Here is a 23321-nt window from a genome sequence, read left to right as displayed (position 1 = left end):
GGGGTTTTGTTATTTAGATGAGTTGGCCTGCTGCATTTCCTGCAGCACCTGGGCCGACGGCGGGCGCACGCCGCGCCACAGCAAGAAGGCTTCGGCGGCTTGCTCGACCAGCATGCCCAGGCCGTCGCGCGGAACGGCGCCGTGCTGGCGGGCCCAATCCAGAAAACCCTGCGCGGCGGGGCCATACATCATGTCGTAGGCCAGGCAACCGGGGCGCAGCACGCTGGCGGATACCGGCACTTCGGCACCGGCCAGGCTGCTGGCCGTGGCATTGATAATGACATCAAAATTGGCCTCTAGCGCTTGTGGAGTAAGCGCAATAAGCTCTGATTTTTGTAGCAATGCAAGCGCACTGTGCGACTGCACCAGGGCCTGCGCCCTGGCCAGCGTGCGGTTGGCCACCGTGATGTGGCGGGCTCCTGCCAGCAACAACGGGCCCAGCACGCCCGCAGCGGCGCCACCGGCGCCCACCAGCAGCACATCGCGCCCCGCCAGCGACACACCCGCGTTGCGCGTGATGTCGGCCACCAGGCCCAGGCCGTCGGTGTTGTCGGCATAGATGCTGCCGTCGGCGCGGAAGGTGAGGGTGTTGGCCGCACCGGCCAGCTGCACGCGCTCGCTGCATTCGGTGGCGAGAAGTGGTGCGTCGGTTTTGAACGGCACCGTCACGTTGCAACCGCGCCCACCCTGGGCCACAAAGTCGCGCACGCCCTGGGCAAAACCATCCATGGGCACCAGGCGGCGTTCGTAGGCGATGTGCTCACCCGTCAGTTCGGCAAAGCGGGCGTGGATGGCGGGGGAGCGGCTGTGCGCCACCGGATTGCCCATCACGCAGTACAGGTCGGCGGCTTGGCTCATGGGTAAGAAATCGTGCGGTATGAAAAAAGGCGGGTTGGCAGGGCCGCTGCGGGCAGGGCCTGGTGGCGACTAGCGGACGCTGGTCTCCAGCGTCTGATCGCGCGTGAACTTGAAGCGCGCCACCATGGCGATCTGGTCGGCCTTCTTGCGCATGTCGGCGCCAAACGCGCCAAACGGGCCGGCAGCCCGGGCAATCGCCTCGGCGCGCCGGTCCAGCGTGGGGTTGCCCGAGCCTTGCACCACCTCGGTGTCGAGCACGCGGCCGTCGTGGTTGACGGTGACGATCATGGTCAGCTCGCCATACAGCTTCTTGCCGCCCTGTTCGGGGAAGTTTTCGGTGCCCTTGTCTTCCACCTTGCGGCGCAGGCCGTCGTAATAGATGGCGTAGGCCTCCTCGCGCGTGGCGGGGCTGATGTAGCGCTTCTTGGGGCGCGAGTTTTCTTCATTGATGCGCTTTTCGATCTCGGCGAGCAGCTTGACGAGCTGGCGGCGCTTTTCCTGCTCGTTGGCCTGCTCGGCGCTCTGGCTAGCCTGGCGCGGATCGGGCTCGGGCATGGTGGCCAACTGCTTGCGCAACTGGGCCAGCAATTGCGCCTGCTGCTCCTGCATCGCATCCATCTTGCGCTGGGCTTCTTCGTAGTCGTCGCCCACCGTGGTCAGCGCGGTGTAGGGCAGGGGGCTGGTGGCGCGGCCCTTCTCGGCATCGCCGCCGCCAGCCAGGTTGGCCTGGGCAATCGCCTGGGCCTTGTCGGGGCGTTCGTTGGACTTGGCGTTGACCAGGATGACTTCGAGCGGCGTGTCCTGGAACACGCGGTTGAAGCCCTCGGGGTCAATGAAACGCACCGAGATGAGCGCGGCATGCACGGCCACCGAGATGCCCAACGCGAGCTGCAGCGTGCTGAAGGTGCGGAGGAAGGCAGGGAGTTTCATCGCCAGCAATTATCAGGGGCTGTCAGAGGGAATCAGGCGGCCGGTGCTGCTGCAGCGGCTTCGGCGGGTGCCTCGCTCACGTCCACTGCAATGGCAATCGGTCCGGCCACGGTATCGTCGTCCTCGGCATCGTCCACCGGGCCGTCGTCGCTGGTGTCGGCCGGGTCATCCAAGCGCTCGATCACGGTGCCATGGATATCGAGGGTGATCTCGTCCACCTCGCCCAGCTTGACCTTCAGGCGCGCGCCGCGCGGCAGGTTCTGCGCGCCCAGCACGGGGAAGACCAGCGGAATATCGTCTGCACGAACGAGGAAGCTGCCGCCCGGGCCTTCCTTGAAGACGGTGACGTTGAGCTCAGTGATGCCGTTCTGCTCTACATATTTGAGCGTCCAGAACCGTTCCATGCCCGCCTGGTAGCCGTTGTAGGCGCTGTAGGCGCCGTCAAAGCTGCTGATGATGGAGAACAGGTCGGCATCCTTGGGCTTGAAAGGCGCGGCCAGCGCAGCGGTCTTGCCGTGGCGGGCGCAGGCAATGATTTGCCACTGGTTGACCAGGTCGGTGTAGCGGCGCAGGGGCGACGTGGCCCACGAATACGCTTTGACGCCGATGCCCGCATGCGGCAGCGCCTTGGTGCCCATCCGCACCTTCACGCCCGGCGCCATGCTGGCCTGGCTGCGGTAGATGCCGGGCACTCCCAGCTCGGCCATCCAGCTGCCCCAGGTGCTGTTGGCCACGATCATGGCCTCGGCCACGATCAGGTCGAGCGGCGCGCCGCGCTGGCGTACGCTGATCTGCACTCGTTCATCGCCCGTGGGCTCGGCACCGTTGTTGCCGACCAGGCGGAAGTTGTAGTCCGGCCGGTTGAAGTTCTCGGGCTTGCCACGCACCACTTCGCGGCGGGCTTTGAGGTCCTTGGCAAGGCGGTGCAAAAATGATAGCTGGGGGCGCAGGTCAGACAAGCGCTGGGGGTCGTTTTGATGCTCGAACGCCGGGTTGGAGAGCCATTCTTCGGTCACCACGCTGTCGAGCTGGTCGTGGCGCAGGTTGGCGACCACGTGCACGCGCTCCAGTTTGGTTTCGGAACTCTTGAATTCCAGCGTGGCTTCGTCGATGGTCACGTACAGCGACACGGCCGGGTTGGCGCGACCTTCGTCCAGCGTGTACGTCTGCACCACGTCGTCGGGCAGCATGGTGATCTTGTAGCCCGGCATGTACACCGTGGACAGGCGCGCGCGGCCGAGCTGGTCGATGGCGCTGCCCGGCTGGATGGCCAGGCCCGGCGCGGCGATGTGGATGCCCAGCACCACGGTGCCCGTGCCCAGGCCCTGCACCGACAGCGCATCGTCGATTTCAGTGGTCTGCGAGTCGTCGATGGAGTACGCCCGCGCGGTGGACAGCGGCAGCTCGTCGGCAATGACGGGCGCGGTGACGGCCGGAAAGCCCGTGCCCTTGGGGAAGTTCTCGAACAAGAAGCGCTTCCAGTGGAACTGGTAGGCCGAGTCGATGGCGCCGGCCTTTTGCAGCAGGTCGAGCGGCGCGGTGTGCGTGGCGCGGCTGGCGTCCACCACGGCCTTGTACTCGGGCGCGTTCTTGTCGGGCTTGAACAGGATCTTGTAAAGCTGGTCGCGGATGGGCTGCGGGCATTCGCCCCGTCCCAGCGCGGCGGCCCATTCGTCGATCTGCGCGAGGATGGCCTTTTTCTTCTCGATGGCGGCCAGCGCCTGCTGCAGGATCTCGGCCGATGCCTTCTTGAACCGGCCCTTGCCCGCACGGCGGAAATAGTGGGGCGCGTCGTACAGGCGGAACAGTGCGCCGGCCTGCTGGGCCAGGGTGGCGTTTTCAGAGAAATAGTCCCGCGCCAGGTCGGCAAAGCCGAACTCGTCTTCGGGCGCGAACTCCCAGGCCAGGTCCAGCTCAATGGTTTCGGCCACGGCCTGGGCCTGGGCGATCAAGTCGGCAGGCGAGGGTTTCTCGAATTTCAGGAGGATGTTGGCGGCCTTGACCTTGACCCGCTTGCCCGAGTCGAGCTCAACCTGGGCGGATGTATCGGCTTCGGACAGGATACGACCGGCCATGAACTTGCCGGCTTCTTCAAACAATGCGTGCATGGGCGGCATTGTCCCATGGGTGCCGCGCCGGTCCGACGGCCCCGGGCCTGCCCCTATGATCCAGGGCTTTGCACGATGGCCCGGTTCTTTCGACATGTTTTTTGATGCCATTGCCGTTCCGCTGGCCTTGCTCGCAGTGGCTTTGCCGTTTCTGTTCGCCGTCACTGACTCCCCAATCGCCAACTTCTGGCCGCTGATCGCGTCCTGGGTGTGTGGGGCGGTGCTTTTGCTGCTGGCAGCCGGGTGGGCACGCGCCGGGGTCGCGCAGCGCAGGGGGCCTGCGGGCTGGGGTTGGCTGCTGGCGGGTGGGCTGGGGCTGGCCGCGCTGGTGGCCAGCGTCATCGGGCTGGTGCAGTACCTTGCTGGCGATGTCGGCCTAGGGCCCTGGATTCACGCTTCGGTGCCGGGCCAGGCGGTGGGCAACCTGCGCCAGCGCAACCAGCAGGCCACCCTGCTCAGCCTGGGCGCGTGGGCCTGGCTGTGGTGGACGCTGCATGCCCGTCCACAAGGCAACGCGGACTTTGCCGGGGCGGCCAGCCCAGGCCGCGCACCTTCCTCCGGCGTGTGGGGCGTGCTGACCGCCGTGGCGCTGATGTGGATCGCCGTGGGCGGGGCCGCCACAGCGTCGCGGACCGTGGTGGTGCAGTGGCTGCTTGTCCTGGTGCTTCTGGTCGTGTGGCGTGGCGCGGGCCGTGGCGAGGCGCTGCGCCTGGGTATCGCAGGGTTTGCGGTTTTTCTGGTGGCCGCCTGGGTGCTGCCCGAGGCGCTCTGGAAGTTCCAGGGCGTGCGCGCAGATGCCTTGTTCCACCGATTTACGGACGGATCGCACACCTGCACCAGTCGGCGGGTGCTGTGGTCCAACGTGCTCACCCTGATTGCGCAGAAACCGTGGCTGGGCTGGGGCTGGGGCGAACTGGACTACGCACACTACATCACGCTGTTCCCGGGCGAGCGCTTTTGTGTGCTGCTGGACAACGCGCACAACCTGCCCCTGCACCTGGCCGTAGAGCTGGGCCTGCCCGCTGCCGTGGTGTTGTGCGGAGTCGTCGTGGCAGGGTGCCTGTGGGCCCGGCCTTGGAGCGAAACCGAGCCCGTGCGCCAACTGGCCTGGGGCGTGCTGGCGATCATCGGACTGCACAGCATGCTGGAATACCCGCTGTGGTACGGGCCGTTCCAGGTGGTGGCCTTGCTCTCGGTGGCGATCCTGGTCTTGCCCCGGCGCGACGAAGCATCGGATGGGCGCGCGTGGCCTGCGGGGGCTGCTGCGCTGGTGGCCGCCTTGGCAGTCCTGGGTGCCTGCGGCCTTGCCGCCTGGGACTACCACCGCGTGAGCCAGCTTTACAAGCCGGGGGCGCAGCGGGCTGCCGCGTACCGTGAGGACACGCAGGCCAAGGTGTCCCATTCGCTGCTGTTTTCGGGCCCGCTGGACTTTGCGCGCCTGACCACCACGGGGCTGACCCGCGACAACGCAGCGCGCATGAACGCCCTGGCCCAGGAACTGCTGCATTACTCCCCCGAGCCCCGCGTCATTGAAGTGCTGGTTGAAAGCGCCGTGATGCTGGGCAAGGACGACGAAGCGGCTTTCCACATGAAGCGCTACCGTGCAGCCTACCCGGACGACTATGCCCGCTGGATGGGGGCGGGTGGAACCCGGGCATCCCAGGCACGTTGAAGAGGTTCTGATGCGCTGGTGCCCCTGGCGCCCGGTTGATGTCAGGCCAGAGCCAGGAACTCCGTCACCTGGGGCAGGTAGTCGCTGAAATTGGCGAGGGCGTGTTGTCCCCCCTCCTGCACCACCAGCCGTGCCTGCGGGTAGCGCGCCACCATTTCACGCCAGTCCAGCACCTCGTCGCCCTTGGCAATGATGGCCATCTCGGGCGCTGCGGGCGGCTGGCCTGCGGTGTCCAGCGCGCGCAGCTCGTCAATGTATTCAGGCTGGAAGTAAAACCGCTCAGCTGGGTCGTGCCAGGTGGTCTGCTCGCCGATGTACCGCGCAAGGTCACGCGCCGGGTGCACGGCCGGATTGAGCATCACGCTGGGGCAGCCCTTGTGCTGCGCCACCCAGCTGGCGTAAAAGCCACCGAGCGAGGAGCCGATCACCGCCATTGCTGCTCCGGGCCACAGGGCAATGCCCTGCGCGACCAGTTCCATCGCCGCTTTGGGGGAGGGCGGCAGCTGGGGGCACCAGAAGGTGACACCCGGGTGGTGCTGCGCCACATGCGCGGCCATCTGCCGCGCCTTGGCAGACTGGGGCGAAGAGCGAAAGCCGTGCAGGTACAGAAGGTGGGTGGTGGTCATGGAGGGGGAAAACGACAGGGCAGGGGAATCACTGCTGCGAAAGGGGTGGCCGAGACATAAGATGCATGGCATGGGCACCACGCGGTGGGCCCGCTGCCTTGATCCCCACCATGACTGATTTTGCCCCGCTTTCCACCGCCAAACGCTGGGCTTTGGGATCCACCGACAAGCCTCCCACGTCGCTGGGCCGCTTTGAACTGAAAAAGCTGCTGGGCCGGGGCGCCCAGGCCACCGTGTGGCTGGCGCTGGACCCGCGCCTGCAGCGCGAGGTGGCCATCAAGCTCATGCGCCCCGTGGAGGACCAGGACCCGTCGGTGCTGGAGCACTGGCTGCGCGAAGCCCGGCATGTGGGGCGCCTGGCGCACCCCTTCATCGTTCCGGTGTTTGAGGCCGATGTGCAGGGCCGCCAGCCCTACATCGTGTTCGAGTACGTTCCAGGCAAGACGCTGGCCGAGCATCTGGCGCAGCAGGGGCGCTGCACGCCGCACGACGCAGTGGCGCTGATGGTGGATGTGCTGGATGGCCTGCAGGCCGCACACCAGGCCGGCATCGTGCACCGCGACCTCAAGCCTTCCAACATCATGATCGACACCCAGCGCCACGCGCGGGTGATGGACTTCGGCATGGCGGCACCGGTGCAGGCTGTGCCGGATTCGCAACTGGCCAGTGGCACCCCGGCGTACCTCGCGCCCGAGGCGGCGGACGGGGCGGCCCCTGCACCGGCCATGGATGTGTATTCGGCCGCCCTGGTGCTGGTGGAGCTTCTCACGGGCCGGCGACTGATCCACCAGAAGGACGCCTGGCAGGCGCTGTACCGCGTTGCCAACGAAACCCTGGTGCTGCCGGAAGACCTGGGGCCGGGCGTGGACGACGCCCTGCGGGCCATTTTGCAACGTGCGATGGCGCGCGAGCCGGGCCAGCGCTATCCGTCGGCGGCGGAGTTTCGCGATGCCTTGCGTGCCTGGGCCGCTCCGGCCAGCGCGCCCACGGCCGCCAGCAATGCCACGCTCGACTTCCTGCTGCGGCGCATGCGCCACAAAAGCGACTTTCCGGCGCTGTCGGACTCGGTGGCGCGCATCCAGCGCGTGGCCAACTCCGAGGACGACAGCATCAGCGATCTCACACACGAGATCCTCAAGGATGTGGCTCTCACCAACAAGTTGCTGCGCTTGGTCAACAGCGTGCATTTCGCGCATGCGGGCCGGGGCACCATCAGCACCGTGTCGCGGGCCGTGAGCCTGGTGGGCTTCAACGCCGTGCGCAACATGGCACTCAGCCTGGTGCTGCTGGACCACATGCAGGACAAGGCCCATGCAAGCCAGATGCGCGAGGAGTTTTTGCGCGCCATGATGGCTGGCTCGGTGGCGGCGGAGCTGTGCGAGCCCGGCCAGGCGGCTGAAGAGGCCTTCATTGGCGCGATGTTCCAGAACCTGGGCCGCATGTTGTGCGAGTTCTACTTTCCGGATGAGGCGCGCCAGGTGCGCGCCCTGATGGAGACTGGCCGCGTGGAGGGGGGCGAAGAGTCGGCCGCGCTGCAGGTGCTGGGCCTGGGCTTCGAGGACCTGGGGGTTGGCGTGGCCCGCGTCTGGGGGCTGCCCGAGAGCCTGCAGCGCTGCATGCGCAAGCCCCTGGGCTCGCCCATGCAACGCGCGCCGGAGCAGGGGGTGGAGCGCCTGCGCTGGGTGGCGATGGCTGCCAATGAGGTGGCCAGCACCCTGCTGGCGAGCGATGCCGCGTCGCTGGAAGCCCGCCTGGCCCAGATCGGCACCCGCTATTCCCGTACGCTGGCGCTGTCTCCCGCAGCGATTTCGGAGGGCACTTTGCGCGCCCGCCACAAGCTCGTGGCGCTGGCCGAGGCGCTGGACCTGCGCGTAGCCCCCGGCACGCCTGCGGCGCGGCTGCTGCAGCTGCCCCCGGCGGCCGGTGCCGGGCCCGCGCAGGATGACGCCCTGGGCTCGCACGAGCTGCGGGCCAGCGAAACCCAGCCCTTGCCAGCGGTGCTGGAGTCGCAGGCCAGCGGCGCCGTGTCGGTCGCGCAGGTCAACGAAGTGCTGGCAGCGGGCATCCAGGACATCACCAATGCCATGGTCGAGAGTTTTCAGCTCAACGACGTGTTGCGCATGATCCTGGAGACCATGTTCCGCGCGCTGGGGTTTCGGCGCATGGTGTTTTGCCTGCGTGAGGCACGCACCGATTTGCTGACCGGCCGCTTTGGCCTGGGCGAGGGCAGCGATGCCGCCGTGCGTGCCATGAAAGTCCCGCTCAAGGCGCCGGGCGACCTGTTTGCCGCCGTCTGCCTGCGCGGTGCCGATACGCTCATCAACGACGCGACGGAGCCCAAGATGCAGGCCCGCCTGCCCGAGTGGTACCGCGCGGGGCTCAATGCCCCCTCGTTCCTGCTGCTTCCGCTGCAGATCAAGGGGCAGACGTTTGCGCTTATCTATGCCGACCAGTCCACGGCAGGGGGCATCGTGGTGGACGACAAGGCCCTGGGCCTGCTGCGCACCCTGCGCAACCAGGCGGTGATGGCCTTCCGCCAGGCGGGGTGACGGTGGCGCGGCCCCAAGGGCCGCGATAATCCCGCGATGGCCGTTGTTTTTGAAAAGCCCTCGCTCGCCCAGCGTTTTCTTCCCCTGTTTCGCGGGTTTGACCTGCCGCTCATGCTGGTGGTGGCGTTGCTCGCCTGCGCCGGGCTGGTGGCCATGTATTCATCGGGCTACGACCACGGCACACGATTTTCGGACCATGGGCGCAACATGCTCATTGCGGGTGCCATTTTGTTCATGGTGGCCCAGGTGCCGCCCCAGAAAATCATGCTGTTCGCTGTGCCGCTGTATGCGGCCGGCGTGGCGCTGCTCTTGGCGGTGGCGCTGTTTGGCATCACCAAAAAAGGGGCGACGCGCTGGATCAATGTGGGCATCGTCATCCAGCCCAGCGAGATCCTGAAAATTGCCATGCCCCTGATGCTGGCCTGGTGGTTCCAGAAACGCGAGGGCACCTTGCGCCCGCTCGACTTTGCGGCGGCAGGGCTGCTGCTGGCCGTTCCGGTGGGGCTGATCATGAAGCAGCCCGATCTGGGTACGTCGCTACTGGTTCTGGCAGCTGGCCTGTCCGTGATCTTCTTTGCCGGGCTCTCCTGGAAACTGGTGCTGCCGCCGGTGGTGCTGGGGGGCGTGGGCATCCTGGCCCTGGTGTTGCTGGGGGACCAGTTGTGCGCGGACGGCGTGCGCTGGTCGGTGCTGCACGACTACCAGCAGCAGCGCATCTGCACCCTGCTCGACCCCACACGCGACCCGTTGGGCAAGGGGTTCCACATCATCCAGGGCATGATCGCCATCGGCTCGGGGGGCATGTGGGGCAAGGGTTTCATGGCGGGTACGCAGACGCATCTGGAGTTCATCCCCGAGCGCACCACCGACTTCATCTTTGCCGCGTTTTCCGAGGAGTTCGGGCTGGCAGGCAACCTGTTTCTGCTGGTCTGCTTTTTGATGCTGGTCTGGCGCGGCCTGGCCATCGCCGCAGGGGCCACCAGCCTGTTCGGACGCCTGATGGCCGGGGCGGTCTCGATGATCTTTTTCACCTATGCCTTTGTGAACATGGGTATGGTCAGCGGCATCCTGCCCGTGGTGGGCGTGCCGCTGCCTTTCATCAGCTATGGCGGCACCGCCATGGTCACCCTGGGCCTGGCGCTGGGCATCCTGATGTCGGTGGCCCGGGCCCAGAAGCAGGACCCCAAGGACGCTCGGCCTGCCCTATAGCCATAGGCTCCGCTGGGAGATCAGGAACACCTTCCAGGGTCTTTACCCAGGCGTTGCGTGCAGGGCGGCAAGAGGGTACAAACCGGCAGGCCAACTGTGCCTTGGCCTATGCAACCGGAGGGATTCCCTATGGCGGCGAAGTTCGAGCTGAAGAAGTCGAAGAACGATAAATTTGTCTTCAACCTGTTGGCCTCCAATGGCCAGATCATCCTCACCAGCGAGATGTATGAATCACGGGCCAGTGCACTGAACGGCATCGAATCCGTGCGCAAGAACGCTCCCGATGATGGCCGCTTCGGTCGCCTGAGTGCCAAGGATGGATCGCCCTATTTCACGCTCAAGGCGGGTAATGGCCAGGTGATCGGCCAAAGCCAGATGTATTCCGGTGCCAAGGCGCGCGATGCGGGCATCGAGTCGGTGCAGACCCATGCGCCCCAGGCCGTCCTGGACGATCAGACGGCAGTTTGATGCTCTGGGCAGGTGCGTTGTGGCAGGGGGCATGTGCCCCCTTGTCCGGTAAGGTGGGGCTGCGCGCCTAAAATGCCCTGATGACTTCCCGCTCCACCACTGCCGCGCCCCAGCGTGCGGCCACCAGCCAGCGCATCGATGTCGCTCGCGAATTGTTGCTGACCCCTTTCGGGCTTGACGAAAGCCATCTGGCACGAGCACTGGCCGAGATCCGTACCCACAAGGTGGACGATGCCGACCTGTACTTCCAGTACACCCGCAGCGAGGGCTGGAGCCTCGAAGAGGGCATCGTCAAGACCGGTTCCTTCAGCATCGACCAGGGTGTGGGTGTGCGCGCGGTGAGCGGCGAGAAGACGGCGTTTGCCTATTCGGACGACATCTCCGAGGCGTCCTTGTTGGACGCAGCCCGAACTGTAAGGTCTATTTCGACCGCAGCGCAGGCGGGTAAAGCGCGAGTAGCTCCTAAAAAAGTAGCGGCAGGCCGCAGCCTGTACCCCGGCGTGGACCCCATTGCCTCGCTCGACAGCACCGCCAAGGTGGCCTTGCTGGAAAAGCTGGAGCAGCGCGCCCGCGCCAAGGACCCGCGCGTGGCGCAGGTCATGGCCGGGCTGGCGAGCGAATACGACGTGGTGCTGGTGGCCCGTGCCGACGGCACCCTGGCGGCCGATGTGCGCCCGCTGGTGCGCCTGTCGGTCACGGTGATCGCCGAGCAGAATGGCCGCCGCGAAATGGGTTCGGCGGGCGGCGGTGGTCGTTTCGGCCTGGCCTATTTTGACGACGAGCAGATGGGCAAGTACGTGGACGAGGCCGTGAATGCGGCCCTGGTCAACCTCGAATCGCGCCCCGCCCCTGCGGGCGAGATGACGGTGGTGCTGGGGTCGGGCTGGCCCGGCATCCTGCTGCATGAAGCCATTGGCCACGGGCTGGAAGGCGACTTCAACCGCAAGGGCTCGAGCGCATTCAGCGGCCGCATCGGCCAACGCGTGGCGGCCAAGGGCGTGACGGTGCTGGACGACGGCACCATCGCCGACCGCCGTGGATCGCTCAACGTGGACGACGAGGGCCACGCCAGCCAGCGCAATGTGCTGATCGAGGATGGCATCTTGAAGGGCTACATCCAGGATTCGCTCAACGCGCGCCTGATGGGTGTGGCACCCACCGGCAACGGCCGCCGCGAGAGCTATGCCCACATCCCCATGCCGCGCATGACCAACACCTACATGCTGGGCGGCGACAAGGACCCGCAGGAAATCATCGCCAGCATCAAGAAGGGCCTGTACGCCAGCAACTTCGGCGGCGGACAGGTGGACATTACCTCGGGCAAGTTCGTGTTCTCGGCCAGCGAAGCCTACTGGGTGGAAAACGGCAAGATCCAATACCCCGTGAAAGGCGCGACCATCATCGGCAGCGGCCCCGAGTCGCTCAAGAAGGTCACCATGATCGGCAACGACATGCGCCTTGACAGCGGCGTAGGCACCTGCGGCAAGGAAGGCCAGAGCGTACCCGTGGGCGTGGGCCAGCCTACGCTGCGTATCGAGGGGTTGACGGTGGGTGGGACGGCCTGACGATCGGCGACAGCGTTCCTGCTTCGGCTCGACACGCTGACTGTTGCTCGCTTCCACCATCTTTGGCCTTGTGCGGTGCACAAAGCGCGTGGTGCATGCCCTGGCAGCGCAAAATGGCGCATGCCCGCGACGCGCCCCAGTCAGCTACTGACCCTTCAGTCATTTGGCGACATCAGCCGCTTTCTGCGTGAAGGCGTGGCCGATGAGGAATCTCGCCAACTGCGCGATAGCTTGAGCGCGCTCTCAACGCAGATCGACGAGGCGGTGCGGATCCGCCGCACCAGCACCGATACCACAGCCATCACCCGGCGTGTGTTGACTTTGTCGCATTGCGCCCGCGAGCACCAGCTGTTCCTGACGGGCCTGGGATCGGCCTGGCACGCGTTGTACGAGTTCGGGGCCTATGAACGTGCGCTGAGGGAGTTGCGCAATGCGATCGCGGACTGGCAGCAGATGCTGGAGCGGCGCAGCCCGAAGGAAAGTGCAAGCTTCGACCAGTTTGAGCTACTGGCCTGGCGCACGCTGGGCGAGGCGCTGCTGCTCATCGACATGTATGAGCACCAGAGCGATCCACCCAGTGACCTGCAGGATCGGGCGCCGCCGCGCAAGTTGTCAGTCCTGCAGCGTGCGAGCGCTTGGTTTCGTCGCTGGAGGCGTTGAATCAGGGGGTTGGAAGTGGGGCCTGGTAGGCATCCGGATTACCATTGCTGTCGCGCAATCGCAACAATCCGGGGGTGCTGCACTGCCGCACTCCTGTGCTACATTGGCTGCCATGCAAGTTCGCAGCGCGTTTTATTTTTGGTTTTTTATCTCGGTCCCCGGCGGATGAGAGGAAAACGCGCAAGCAAACACAACCTTCCCATACCAACCGCCGACGCTGCAAAGCCCGGCGGTTTTTGTTTTTCTGCCCTCCCGTTTTTTCATCCCTCCCACTACTTTTACTCCACGAGGAAGCAACCATGACGGCCACCACCACCCCGACCAGCGATGCCTGGTACCGCAGCGTCGAGAAAACCAGCCAGACCGACGACGAACGTATCAAGGACATTACCGTGTTGCCTCCTCCCGAGCATCTGATCCGCTTTTTCCCGATCCGTGGAACGCCGGTCGAGACGCTGATCACCCAGACCCGCAAGAACATCCACAACATCATGGCCGGCAAGGATGACCGCCTGCTGGTGGTGATCGGCCCATGCTCCATCCACGATCCGGCTGCCGCTGTTGAGTACGCGCGCCGCCTCATGGCCGCGCGCACGCAGTACGCCGACACCCTGGAAATCGTGATGCGGGTGTACTTTGAGAAGCCACGCACCACGGTGGGCTGGAAGGGCCTCATCAACGACCCGTACCTCGACGAAAGCTACCGCATCGACGAAGGCCTGCGCATTGCGCGCCAGCTGCTGATCGAAATTAACCGCCTTGGCATGCCCGCCGGCAGCGAGTTCCTGGATGTGATTTCGCCCCAGTACATCGGCGACCTCATCAGCTGGGGCGCCATTGGCGCCCGCACCACAGAAAGCCAAGTGCACCGCGAGCTGGCCTCCGGCATCTCGGCGCCTATCGGCTTCAAGAACGGCACGGATGGCAACATCCGCATTGCCACCGACGCGATCCAGTCGGCCAGCCGGGGCCACCACTTCCTGTCGGTGCATAAAAACGGCCAGGTGGCCATCGTCAACACCAAGGGCAACAAGGATTGCCACGTGATCCTGCGCGGCGGCAAGACGCCCAACTACGACGCTGCCAGCGTGGCCGCTGCCTGCAAGGACCTCGAAGCCGCCAAGCTGCCCGCCACCCTGATGGTGGACTGCAGCCATGCCAACAGCAGCAAGCAACATGAAAAGCAGCTCGACGTGGCGCGCGACATCGCCGCTCAGCTCGCCGGTGGCTCGCGCAGTGTGTTCGGCCTCATGATCGAGAGCCACCTCACCGCCGGTGCCCAGAAGTTCTCACCGGGCAAGGACCAGCCCGGCGCGCTGGAGTATGGCAAGAGCATCACGGACGCCTGCTTGGGCTGGGACGATTCGCTGACGGCGCTGGCTGAGCTGTCTGACGCCGTGAAGGCGCGCCGCGCGCGGTGATCTGCGCCGCTGGCCGAAGGCCCTAAACTGGAAGCCCGTGGCGGGCCGTGCAAGGGAGCACGGCAGTCGCTGCCACGGTTTCAGTAGATAGAAAGGCAAACCATCATGCACAGCGAAGTGTCGGTCCGTCTGGCCGGAAACCAGGAATTCCGTTTTGATCTGGAGGGCGCCGAGCCCATGGGCCACGAGGCTGGCAGGCGCTGGCTGGATGATCAGTTCACCGCGCTCGATTGCGAACCCCTGCGCGCCAGCGGCAAGGTGCTGCTGGCGGACAAGGTTCTCACAGTGGCCCGCGCTGCGGGGGCTTCGTTGCTGGCCGACCCGGCATGGTCCCGTGACTTTGCGCGCGCTGCCAGCGCGGCGCTCGCCAAGCCCGTGGTGCGCGTGGACGTCCCGGGCATGGCGGTATCGTTCTGATTTTTGAAGTAAATCAGGCCCCGGCGCTTGCCTGGTAAGTGTTGGCAGCTATTTATTTTGTAGCGATTCCAGCAGTTTGGCGTGGATGCCGCCAAATCCCCCGTTGCTCATGCATACGATGTGATCCCCGGGGCGGGCTGCCGCTGTGACCTGTTTTACCAGGGTGTTGATGTCGGCAGCGGTTTGCGCCCGCAGGCCTGGGCCCACGCCCAGGGGGGCTAGGGCCTGCGCCGCGTCCCAGTCCAGCCCGGCCGTGTGGCAGAACGCGAGGTCGGCAGGCTCCAGCGCCCACGGCAGTTGGGCCTTCATGGCGCCCAGTTTCATGGTGTTGCTGCGGGGCTCGAACACCGCCAGGATGCGCGCACCCTGGCCCAGGCTGCGGCGCAGGCCGTCCAGCGTGGTTCTCAGGGCGGTGGGGTGGTGGGCAAAGTCGTCATACACCGCAACGCCATTCACGGTGCCGCGCAGTTCCATGCGCCGCTTCACGTTCTGAAAGGTGGCCAGTGCCGTAGCGGCCTGCTCGGGGCTCACGCCCACATGGTGGGCGGCGGCAATGGCCGCCAGTGCGTTGAGCTGGTTGTGCACGCCGGTCAGCGCCCACTCCACCCGGGCGGCCTTGCGCCCCTGGTGCAGCACGTCGAATGCCTGGGGGTCGCCTTGTGCCGAAAAGTCGCTGACGGCTTCGCCGAAGCTGGCCACTTCGCTCCAGCAGCCCGTGTGCAACACGCGGGTGAGGCTTTCTTCGAGACCGTTGACCACCACACGGCCCGATGGCGGCACCGTGCGCACGAGGTGGTGAAACTGCCGCTCGATGGCGGCCAGGTTGTCAAAGATGTCTGCGTGGTCGAACTCCAGGTTGTTCAGCACCGCAGTGCGAGGGCGGTAGTGCACAAACTTGCTGCGCTTGTCGAAGAAGGCGGTGTCGTATTCGTCAGCCTCGATCGCGAACAGCGGCGCGGCCCCCAGCGGCGCACTGCCGGGTGATGGTCGCCGGGGCGCCCCCAGGCGGGCGGACACGCCGAAATTCAACGGTACTCCGCCAATCAGAAAACCTGGCTGCTGCCCGGCGCTTTCCAGAATCCAGGCCAGCATTGAGGTGGTGGTTGTCTTGCCATGGGTGCCAGCAACCGCCAGCACATGGCGGCCTTGTAGTACATGCTCGGCCAGCCACTGCGGGCCGCTGGTGTAGGGCAGGCCTGCGTCCAGGATGGCTTCCATCAACGGAAACTTGGGCGAGCCGTCAGGCAGGCGGACGCGGCTGACCACGTTGCCGATGACAAACATGTCGGGCTGCAGGGCCAGTTGGTCGGCGCCAAAACCTTCGATCAGATCGATGCCCAGGGCCCGCAATTGGTCGCTCATCGGCGGGTAAACGCCAGCGTCGCAACCCGTCACCTTGTGGCCTGCCTCGCGCGCGAGCGCGGCCAGGCCGCCCATGAACGTGCCGCAGATGCCCAGTATGTGTATATGCATGGGCGCAGATTCTAAGGTTCAATAAAAAACAAGCCCCCAGCGCTTGGTGGATAAGCGCGAGAAGCTATGAAAAATATAGTGACCCTGGGCATATCTAGGGGTAACCCGTAGTCCAGGCAGGTGCTTCGGGCCACAATGCGGTTTCTTTTCCTGCCACCACCATCCCCTACCGCCATGCACACACCTTTGAGCGACGAAATCGCCCACACCACGGCCCGGCTGGTGGTGGAAGAGGGCCTGGAATGGGGCCCGGCCAAGCGCCGTGCGCTGCGCCAGATGGGCTTGCCTGCCCGCACGCCCCTGCCGAGCAACGACCAGGTCGAGGCCGCCGTACGGGAGTACATCCAGCTCTTTTGTGCCGATACGCAGCCGCACGAGCTGCGGGCGCTGCGCCAGCTGGCCCTCGTGTGGATGGAGCGCATGGCGGCCTTCCGTCCCCATCTGGCGGGGGCTGTATGGCATGGTACAGCCACGCGGCTGTCCGACATTTACCTGCAGTTGTTCTGCGATGACTCCAAATCTGCAGAAATAGCGCTCATCGATCACCATGTGGACTACGAGCCACGCACGGTCACCGGTTTTCATGGTGAGTCGGTCGAAGCGCTGAGCCTGGGCAGCAAGTCGCCCGAACTCAATGAGATGATCGGGGTGCACTTGATGATCTATGACCTCGATGACCTGCGCGGCGCTTTGCGCCCGGATGCCCAAGGGCGTGTGCCGCGCGGTGACATGACCGCCGTTCGGCGCCTGCTCCAGGAAACCCCTGCCCCATGACAAGCCCTTCCGATCGCCCTGAGTCCATCCCCGCCACCAGCGATGCGCAACCGTCGGCCGCACGTAGGCGACTGCTGTACGCCGGGGTGGCAGGCACAGCAGCGTTGGGTGGTGCCGGCCTGGCATGGTGGAAGTTCCAGCCCCATGCCATGGAGCAGGGGGTGGAAGAAGCGCTCTGGGCGATGGAGTTTGAAAAGCCTGAAGGGGGCGTAGTGGCGCTGAAGTCTCTGGCTGGCAAGCCGCTGCTGCTGAACTTCTGGGCCACCTGGTGCCCGCCCTGTGTGGAAGAGCTGCCCATGCTCAATGCTTTCTATCGCCAACAGGCGCCGAACGGATGGCAAGTTCTGGGATTGGCCATCGACCAGCCCTCTGCCGTGCGCAAGTTTCTGCAGCGTATTCCGCTGGAGTTCCCCGTGGGTCTTGCCGGATTGGGCGGTACCGACCTGGGGCGATCACTGGGCAACCTTACCGGTGGCCTGCCGTTTACCGTGGTGCTCGGGGGCAACGGGCGTGTCCTGCACCGTAAAATGGGGCAAATCACCCCGCAAGACCTCCAGCTGTGGGCGCCTCTGCGCTGATCAACCAAGCCTTCTGTTCGGCATTTTTGTGGGCCCGGGCTGGGTATCGGCATGATGTAGTTCATCAAAAATACCTGTGGAAGACGGAGATAGGCTGAAATTGGAGTAAATTCGCGCCCTATTCAGTCATGACTTGCGCAAAGCAGGGCTCAGGCAAGCGGCTCGCCCAACGCGAGGCGGCTGTTGCGTCCCGATTGGCGTGAGTCCTATCAGTTTTATAGCCGTTGGAGCTCCCATGGATCTGCGAAAACTCAAAACCCTCATCGATCTCGTGTCCGAGTCGAACGTATCTGAACTCGAAATCACGGAAGCCGAGGGCAAAGTCCGCATCGTCAAGAGCGTGGGTGGTGTCGTTCAGCAGTACGTCCCCGCCCCGATGCAAGCGCCTGCGCCCCCTGCGTCTGCCGCCGCCCAAGTTGCCGAGTTGCCTGCGCCCTCGGCCCCTGCAGTCCCTGCTGGCCACATCGTCAAGTCACCCATGGTGGGTACGTTCTACCGTTCGTCCAGCCCGGGCGCCAAGGCTTTTGTTGAAGTCGGCAGCCAGGTCAAGGAAGGCGAAACCATCTGCATCATCGAAGCGATGAAGATCCTCAACGAAATCGAGGCTGACAAGTCTGGCACCGTCACCCGCATCCTGGGTGAAAACGGTCAGGCCGTGGAATACGGCCAACCTTTGTTCGTCATCGAATAAGGCGCGCATGTTCAAGAAAATCCTGGTCGCAAACAGAGGGGAGATCGCCCTTCGTATCCAGCGCGCCTGCCATGAGTTGGGTGTCAAGGCCGTGATGGTCTACTCCGAGGCCGACCGCGACGCCAAATACGTCAAGCTCGCCGAAGAAGCGGTGTGCATCGGCCCAGCGCCCTCGCCGTTGTCCTACCTGAACATGCCAGCCATCATCTCGGCCGCCGAGGTGACCGACGCCGAGGCCATTCACCCCGGCTATGGCTTCCTGTCTGAGAACGCAGATTTCGCCGAGCGCGTGGAAAAGAGTGGCTTCCAGTTCATCGGCCCCACGCCCGAGTCGATCCGCATCATGGGCGACAAGGTGTCGGCCAAGCAGGCCATGATCCGCGCAGGCGTGCCCTGCGTGCCGGGCTCCGAGGGCGAACTGCCCGATGACCCGGTGCAGATCCGCCGCATCGCCAAGGCCGTGGGCTACCCGGTGATCATCAAGGCCGCAGGCGGCGGTGGTGGCCGTGGCATGCGCGTGGTGCACACCGAAGCTGCCTTGGTCAATGCGGTGCAGATGACCAAGGCCGAAGCGGGCGCTGCGTTTGGCAATCCTGCGGTGTACATGGAGAAGTTCCTCCAGAACCCGCGCCACATCGAAATCCAGATCCTGGCCGACAAGCACCGCAATGCGGTGTATTTGGGCGAGCGCGATTGCTCCATGCAGCGCCGCCATCAGAAGGTCATCGAAGAGGCTCCAGCCCCCGGCATCCCCCGCAAACTGATCGAGAAGATCGGCGAGCGCTGCGTGGCCGCGTGCAAGAAGATCGGCTACCGTGGTGCGGGCACGTTCGAGTTCCTGTACGAAAACGGCGAGTTCTACTTCATCGAGATGAACACCCGTGTGCAAGTGGAACACCCCGTCACCGAGTGGATCACCGGCGTGGACATCGTGAAGACGCAGATCATGGTCGCGGCGGGCGAGAAGCTGCCGTTCACCCAGCGCCAGATCGAGATCCGGGGCCATGCCATCGAGTGCCGGATCAATGCGGAAGACCCTTACAAGTTCATTCCGTCGCCCGGGCGTATCACAACGTGGCATCCACCAGGCGGCCCCGGCGTGCGTGTGGATTCGCATGCGTACACCAACTACTTTGTGCCGCCTAACTACGACTCGATGATCGGCAAGATCATCGTGCACGGCGACACGCGCGAGCAGGCCCTGGCCCGCATGCGCACGGCGCTGTCCGAGACGGTGATCGAAGGCATCAACACCAACGTGCCGCTGCACCGCGAGCTGATGGTGGACGCCAAGTTCATGGCCGGTGGCACCAACATCCATTACCTGGAAGAGTGGCTGTCGCAGCACAAGCGCTGAAATCGTATTGCGCAGTCATTCACATGCTGGCTCCTGGCAACGGGTGCCAGCATTTCACTTTTTCTGAGAGGCTTCTATGTTTGAGCTGAGTCTGATGTGTCCCGAGGATCGGATCGAGGCGGTCAGCGATGCGCTGGATGCGCTGGATGCGCTGAGCGTTTCGGTGGAGGACGCTGATGCCCAGACCGACGCCGAGCAGGCCTTGTTTGGCGAGCCTGGCATGCCGCCGCCCAAGGATGGCTGGCAGCGCAGCAGGGTGGTGGCGCTCTTTCCTTCGGAGGTGGCAGCCCGGGAGGCCCAGCAACTGCTGGTGGTGCAGGATTTTTTTGCGGGCTGCCAGGTGCTGGGGGTTGCCCACGTGCCCGAGCAGGACTGGGTGCGGCTCACGCAATCGCAATTTGCGCCTGTGGACATCACGCCGGATTTTTGGATAGTTCCTACCTGGCACGAACTTCCCGCCGAGGCAAAGCGCAGCATCCGGCTGGATCCGGGCCTGGCGTTTGGCACCGGCACCCACCCCACGACGCGCATGTGTCTGCGCTGGATTGCCCGTAACGGTGCCACCGAGTCGTCCATGGGCAATCCGCTGGGCCGGGTTCTGGACTATGGCTGTGGCTCTGGCATCCTCGCCATTGGTGCGGCCAAGTTTGGTGCCACGGACATCGATGCGGTCGATATTGATCCTGCGGCGGTCGAGTCCACCGCGCTGAATGCACAGGCCAATGACGTGCGGCTCAACGCGGGTCTGCCCGACAAGGCACGGGGTGAATACCAGACGGTGCTGGCAAACATTCTTGCCACCCCCTTGCGCGTGCTGGCGCCCCTCTTGTGCAGCCACGTCGCGCCTGGCGGGAATCTGGTGCTGGCAGGCATTTTGGAACGCCAGGCTGAGGAGTTGAAAGAGGCATATGCTCCCTGGCTTCAGCTCGATGTGGCGGATACAGAAGATGGCTGGATCTTGATGACCGCCCGTCGCTAAGACGGGGCCGAAGCCCGCTTCGCCGGGGTCGCACGCGCCTCTACAATCCATCGCTGATGAGCCAGATCACTCGCTGCCCGTCCTGCTCTACCTCGTTCAAGGTGGTGGCGGACCAATTGCGCATCTCGCAAGGGTGGGTGCGTTGTGGTCAATGCAAAGAGGTGTTTGACGCTTCGGCGCACCTGCTTCCAGCGGCTCCACCAGCGTTGTTGCCCGATGTCTCGTTGACCGACATACGTCCGCCATCCATGCCGGTGGCGCGCAAGGCAGAGACGGGGCGGTCATGGGGTGAGCCGCCTTCTTCGCCACCGGTTGCCCCATCTGCGGAGGCGCTATCGCCAGCCTCCGAAAAACCAGCGTTTTCGCTGTTCCCCACAGGTGCTTCCGACGTAATGGCGGGGTTGCCGGATGCACAGGCCCAGGTGGTGGCTCCGGTTCTAGAGGTTCCTCAGCCTGCGGTGCCCGCGTTTCTGTCTGCGGCAGCCGGGACGGTGGCACCGGGTGCCGATGCGGGAATCGGCCCCTTCACTCCATTTGCCTGGCGCCCGGACTCCGTGCGCAATGTGCCAACAACGGGCGGGGATGTTGCAGGGATGCGGAGCGATGCCGTCGCCTTACCTCCTTTGGCCTTTCCCGAGGTGGCTGCTGATGGGTCATCTTCTTTGCCCAAGGGGGATCACCCCACTGCCTCGTTGTCAGCCGCGTTGCCCGGTGCAGGCGATGGAACATCACTCCCTGCAGGGTATGAGTTACCTGCTGCTGCTCTTCGAGATGGCGAAGAGGTGGCATCTGATCCAGCTGCACCCGTGGCGTTGACCCCGATGGGATACCCTGCGCTGGAGTTGCCTACCAAGACGGCGTTGCCGGTGGAAGATGCGGAGTCGAAAGAGCGGGCTGAAGAGCAGCCCGTGCCGCCGGTGGGTTTTGCGCAGCCTGTGACGCCGGAAATCGCGCCAGAGGCACTTGCGCTGGTGGAAGACCATTCGCCCGCAGCCGTGTTGCAGGCATCGACTCGCAAGCGATCCTCGGTCCGAAAGGCGTCGGATGCCGTTGACGAGGACGATGACCCAGAGGCCGGACAGGAAGTCAGCTTTGTAGTCGCTGCCCGGCGCAAGGCGTTCTGGCGCAGGCCGATGGTGCGCACGGTGCTTGGAGTGCTGCTTTTGATGTCTGTGGCGGTGCTTGCGCTGCAGGTCGCTGTTCAGGAGCGTGACCGCCTTGCCGCGATGGATGCGCGTGCCAGGCCATGGTTGATGGCGTTGTGCGCTCCCTTGCACTGCGAGATCGCGCCGCCGCGCCAGATTGCGGATGTGGTCATCGACAGCTCTTCGTTCAACAAGGCCCGAGGTGATAGCTACCAACTCGCGCTGACCATGAAGAGCAAGGCCTCGATACCTCTGGCCATGCCCGCTGTCGAGTTGACGTTGACCGATGCGCAGGACCAGCCAGTGCTGCGGCGTGTGCTCTTGCCCACTGACATGGGGGCTCCCATGGAGTTGTCTGCAGGGGGCGAGTGGAGTGCGTCCGTGTCAGTGATTGTGACCACCGGCGGAGCGCGTGTTGCTGGCTATCGGTTGCTGGCGTTTTATCCCTGATTTTTTACCAACCTACTTCTTTGATATGGCTGCCCTCATTTGTGGTTCTCTGGCGTTCGACACCATCATGACCTTCGAGGGCCGTTTTGCCGAGCAGATACTGCCCGACCAGCTGCACATCCTGAACGTCTCTTTCCTGGTGCCTTCGTTGCGGCGCGACTTTGGTGGCTGTGCGGGCAACATTGCGTATAGCCTCAAGTTGCTGGGCGGTGAGCCATTGCCAATGGCCATGCTGGGCAGCGATGGCGCAGACTATCTGCAGCGCCTGGAATTGCTGGGTATCAGTGCGCGCCATGTGGGGCAGGTCCAGGACACCTACACCGCACAAGCCATGATCATGACGGACCGTGACAACAACCAGATCACCGCCTTCCACCCTGGGGCGATGATGCAGGCACATGTGAACCGCATCGGGGCAGATGTGGGGGTGAGCGTGGGGATCATCGCGCCGGATGGTCGTGACGCCATGCTTGAACACGCGGCCCAGTTTGTGGCGGCCGGTATTCCTTTTGTATTTGACCCGGGCCAGGGCTTGCCCATGTTCAATGGCGAAGAGCTGGCGAGGTTCGTGGACCAGGCTTCCTGGGTGACGGTCAATGACTACGAGGGGAAAATGCTTTGCGACCGCACGGGCTGGACGCTTGCAGAGATTTCGCGCAAGGTAAAGGGGCTTGTGGTGACGCTGGGCGCGGAGGGCTGCGAGGTCTGGGTGGATGGTCAGAAAACCCATGTACCCGCCGTGGTGCCTGCCCAAGTGGTGGATCCTACGGGGTGTGGTGATGCTTGGCGGGGCGCGTTGTTGTTCGGCCTGGAAAAGGGCTGGCCGCTGGTGCGTTGCTCCGAGCTGGGCAACCGGGTAGGAGCCCTCAAGATTGCACAGCGGGGCCCGCAAAACTACACACTGGATTTCATCCCCGCGTAATAGGGCCAGCTTTCCATGAAGTCACGGGGCGCCATTGCTGCCGGCTTCTTGTGTCGCACGGCGTGTGGTGTGCAACACGAACAGGCACAAAAAAACCCGGTGCGCAGGCACCGGGTTGAGCGTGTGATACGCCAGGATTAAGGCTTGTTGCCCGTAGGGAAGGGCCAGGCTGCCTGAGGATTCAGGGTGGTCTGTGCTGCTGGAGCTGCTGCCGCAGGGGCAGGCGCCTTGGGGGCCTTCTTGGCCGGTGCAGCTTTTTTTGCAGGAGCCTTGGCGGGAGCGGCCTTCTTGGCAGCCGTTGCCTTCTTGGCGGGAGCCGCCTTCTTGGCTGGGGCGGCAGGCTTCTTCGCTGCTACTGCCTTCTTGGCGGGAGCGGCTTTCTTTGCCGGTGCTGCTGCCTTCTTGGCAGGTGCGGCCTTCTTCGCTGCTACTGCCTTCTTGGCGGGAGCGGCTTTCTTTGCCGGTGCTG

The 23321-nt window shown here is 64.6% G+C and carries 20 protein-coding genes and 1 pseudogene; 15 read left to right on the top strand and 6 right to left on the bottom strand.

Annotated elements, in window-relative coordinates; genetic code table 11:
- Positions 1 to 9: 9 nt before the first annotated feature.
- From aroE to ACODS0_RS19945, 3 genes are all read right to left on the bottom strand, one after another.
- Positions 10 to 858, bottom strand: a complete 849-nt coding sequence (gene aroE, locus ACODS0_RS19955; protein WP_488836709.1) for a shikimate dehydrogenase — start codon at positions 856 to 858, stop codon at positions 10 to 12.
- Between the two features lie 69 nt (positions 859 to 927).
- Positions 928 to 1788: an energy transducer TonB gene (locus ACODS0_RS19950; RefSeq protein WP_055394913.1), complete on the bottom strand. Its 861-nt coding sequence runs from the start codon at positions 1786 to 1788 to the stop codon at positions 928 to 930.
- A gap of 32 nt (positions 1789 to 1820) precedes the next feature.
- Positions 1821 to 3896, bottom strand: coding sequence for a ribonuclease catalytic domain-containing protein (locus ACODS0_RS19945; protein ID WP_488836707.1), 2076 nt, complete (start codon positions 3894 to 3896; stop codon positions 1821 to 1823).
- 94 nt (positions 3897 to 3990) lie between these two features.
- Between ACODS0_RS19945 and ACODS0_RS19940 the strand changes: the two genes are divergently transcribed.
- The gene (locus tag ACODS0_RS19940; RefSeq protein ID WP_488836705.1) at positions 3991 to 5568 is read left to right on the top strand and encodes a Wzy polymerase domain-containing protein; all 1578 of its coding nucleotides are present in this window, start codon (positions 3991 to 3993) and stop codon (positions 5566 to 5568) included.
- Positions 5569 to 5609: 41 nt separating this feature from the next.
- Here the strand turns inward: ACODS0_RS19940 and ACODS0_RS19935 are convergent, their stop codons facing one another.
- Positions 5610 to 6194: a YqiA/YcfP family alpha/beta fold hydrolase gene (locus ACODS0_RS19935; RefSeq protein ID WP_488836704.1), complete on the bottom strand. Its 585-nt coding sequence runs from the start codon at positions 6192 to 6194 to the stop codon at positions 5610 to 5612.
- 110 nt (positions 6195 to 6304) lie between these two features.
- Between ACODS0_RS19935 and ACODS0_RS19930 the strand changes: the two genes are divergently transcribed.
- The 7 genes from ACODS0_RS19930 to ACODS0_RS19900 all read left to right on the top strand — a co-directional run bounded on the left by ACODS0_RS19930 (position 6305) and on the right by ACODS0_RS19900 (position 14483).
- A complete protein-coding gene (locus ACODS0_RS19930; RefSeq protein WP_488836702.1) occupies positions 6305 to 8743 on the top strand; it encodes a protein kinase domain-containing protein in 2439 nt (812 codons plus the stop codon).
- A 36-nt stretch (positions 8744 to 8779) separates the two neighbouring features.
- Entirely contained in the window at positions 8780 to 9952 is a 1173-nt protein-coding gene (gene rodA / locus ACODS0_RS19925) for a rod shape-determining protein RodA (protein ID WP_055394909.1), read from the top strand.
- A 129-nt stretch (positions 9953 to 10081) separates the two neighbouring features.
- Positions 10082 to 10420 (top strand): YegP family protein, encoded by a 339-nt coding sequence (locus ACODS0_RS19920; RefSeq protein ID WP_176886998.1) that lies wholly within the window; start codon positions 10082 to 10084, stop codon positions 10418 to 10420.
- A gap of 80 nt (positions 10421 to 10500) precedes the next feature.
- Positions 10501 to 11985, top strand: coding sequence for a metalloprotease TldD (gene tldD, locus ACODS0_RS19915; protein ID WP_488836699.1), 1485 nt, complete (start codon positions 10501 to 10503; stop codon positions 11983 to 11985).
- Between the two features lie 120 nt (positions 11986 to 12105).
- The gene (locus ACODS0_RS19910) at positions 12106 to 12645 is read left to right on the top strand and encodes a hypothetical protein (protein WP_121421129.1); all 540 of its coding nucleotides are present in this window, start codon (positions 12106 to 12108) and stop codon (positions 12643 to 12645) included.
- Between the two features lie 299 nt (positions 12646 to 12944).
- Positions 12945 to 14066, top strand: a complete 1122-nt coding sequence (locus ACODS0_RS19905) for a 3-deoxy-7-phosphoheptulonate synthase (RefSeq protein ID WP_121508589.1) — start codon at positions 12945 to 12947, stop codon at positions 14064 to 14066.
- A 105-nt stretch (positions 14067 to 14171) separates the two neighbouring features.
- Positions 14172 to 14483 carry a hypothetical protein gene (locus tag ACODS0_RS19900; RefSeq protein WP_055395047.1) on the top strand — a complete coding sequence of 104 codons (312 nt, stop codon included), beginning with the start codon at positions 14172 to 14174 and terminating at the stop codon, positions 14481 to 14483.
- Positions 14484 to 14531: 48 nt separating this feature from the next.
- Here the strand turns inward: ACODS0_RS19900 and mpl are convergent, their stop codons facing one another.
- Positions 14532 to 15956, bottom strand: coding sequence for a UDP-N-acetylmuramate:L-alanyl-gamma-D-glutamyl-meso-diaminopimelate ligase (gene mpl, locus ACODS0_RS19895; protein ID WP_488836696.1), 1425 nt, complete (start codon positions 15954 to 15956; stop codon positions 14532 to 14534).
- Between the two features lie 174 nt (positions 15957 to 16130).
- Between mpl and ACODS0_RS19890 the strand changes: the two genes are divergently transcribed.
- The 7 genes from ACODS0_RS19890 (at position 16131) to ACODS0_RS19860 (ending at position 22852) form a co-directional block, all read left to right on the top strand.
- On the top strand, positions 16131 to 16730 hold the full coding sequence (locus ACODS0_RS19890; protein ID WP_121421126.1) for a hypothetical protein: 600 nt from the start codon (positions 16131 to 16133) through the stop codon (positions 16728 to 16730).
- A complete protein-coding gene (locus ACODS0_RS19885; protein ID WP_488836694.1) occupies positions 16727 to 17308 on the top strand; it encodes a TlpA family protein disulfide reductase in 582 nt (193 codons plus the stop codon). Before ACODS0_RS19890 ends, ACODS0_RS19885 begins: the two co-directional genes overlap by 4 nt.
- A 235-nt stretch (positions 17309 to 17543) precedes the next feature.
- A complete protein-coding gene (gene accB, locus ACODS0_RS19880) occupies positions 17544 to 17999 on the top strand; it encodes an acetyl-CoA carboxylase biotin carboxyl carrier protein (protein WP_121421124.1) in 456 nt (151 codons plus the stop codon).
- Between the two features lie 7 nt (positions 18000 to 18006).
- Positions 18007 to 19356: an acetyl-CoA carboxylase biotin carboxylase subunit gene (gene accC, locus ACODS0_RS19875; protein ID WP_055395037.1), complete on the top strand. Its 1350-nt coding sequence runs from the start codon at positions 18007 to 18009 to the stop codon at positions 19354 to 19356.
- A 76-nt stretch (positions 19357 to 19432) separates the two neighbouring features.
- On the top strand, positions 19433 to 20335 hold the full coding sequence (gene prmA, locus ACODS0_RS19870; protein WP_121508593.1) for a 50S ribosomal protein L11 methyltransferase: 903 nt from the start codon (positions 19433 to 19435) through the stop codon (positions 20333 to 20335).
- A 56-nt stretch (positions 20336 to 20391) separates the two neighbouring features.
- Positions 20392 to 21930 carry a zinc-ribbon and DUF3426 domain-containing protein gene (locus tag ACODS0_RS19865; RefSeq protein ID WP_488836691.1) on the top strand — a complete coding sequence of 513 codons (1539 nt, stop codon included), beginning with the start codon at positions 20392 to 20394 and terminating at the stop codon, positions 21928 to 21930.
- A 25-nt stretch (positions 21931 to 21955) separates the two neighbouring features.
- Complete coding sequence (locus ACODS0_RS19860) at positions 21956 to 22852, top strand: carbohydrate kinase family protein (protein WP_488836689.1); 897 nt, start codon at positions 21956 to 21958, stop codon at positions 22850 to 22852.
- Between the two features lie 137 nt (positions 22853 to 22989).
- Here ACODS0_RS19860 and ACODS0_RS19855 read toward each other — a convergent pair.
- Positions 22990 to 23321: pseudogene (locus ACODS0_RS19855) on the bottom strand (histone); the annotation flags it as partial.

This window comes from Acidovorax sp. FG60 (genome assembly GCF_057808995.1).
The sequence above is the reverse complement of the archived record's forward strand: the minus strand, read 5'-3'. Positions and strand labels throughout refer to the sequence as shown.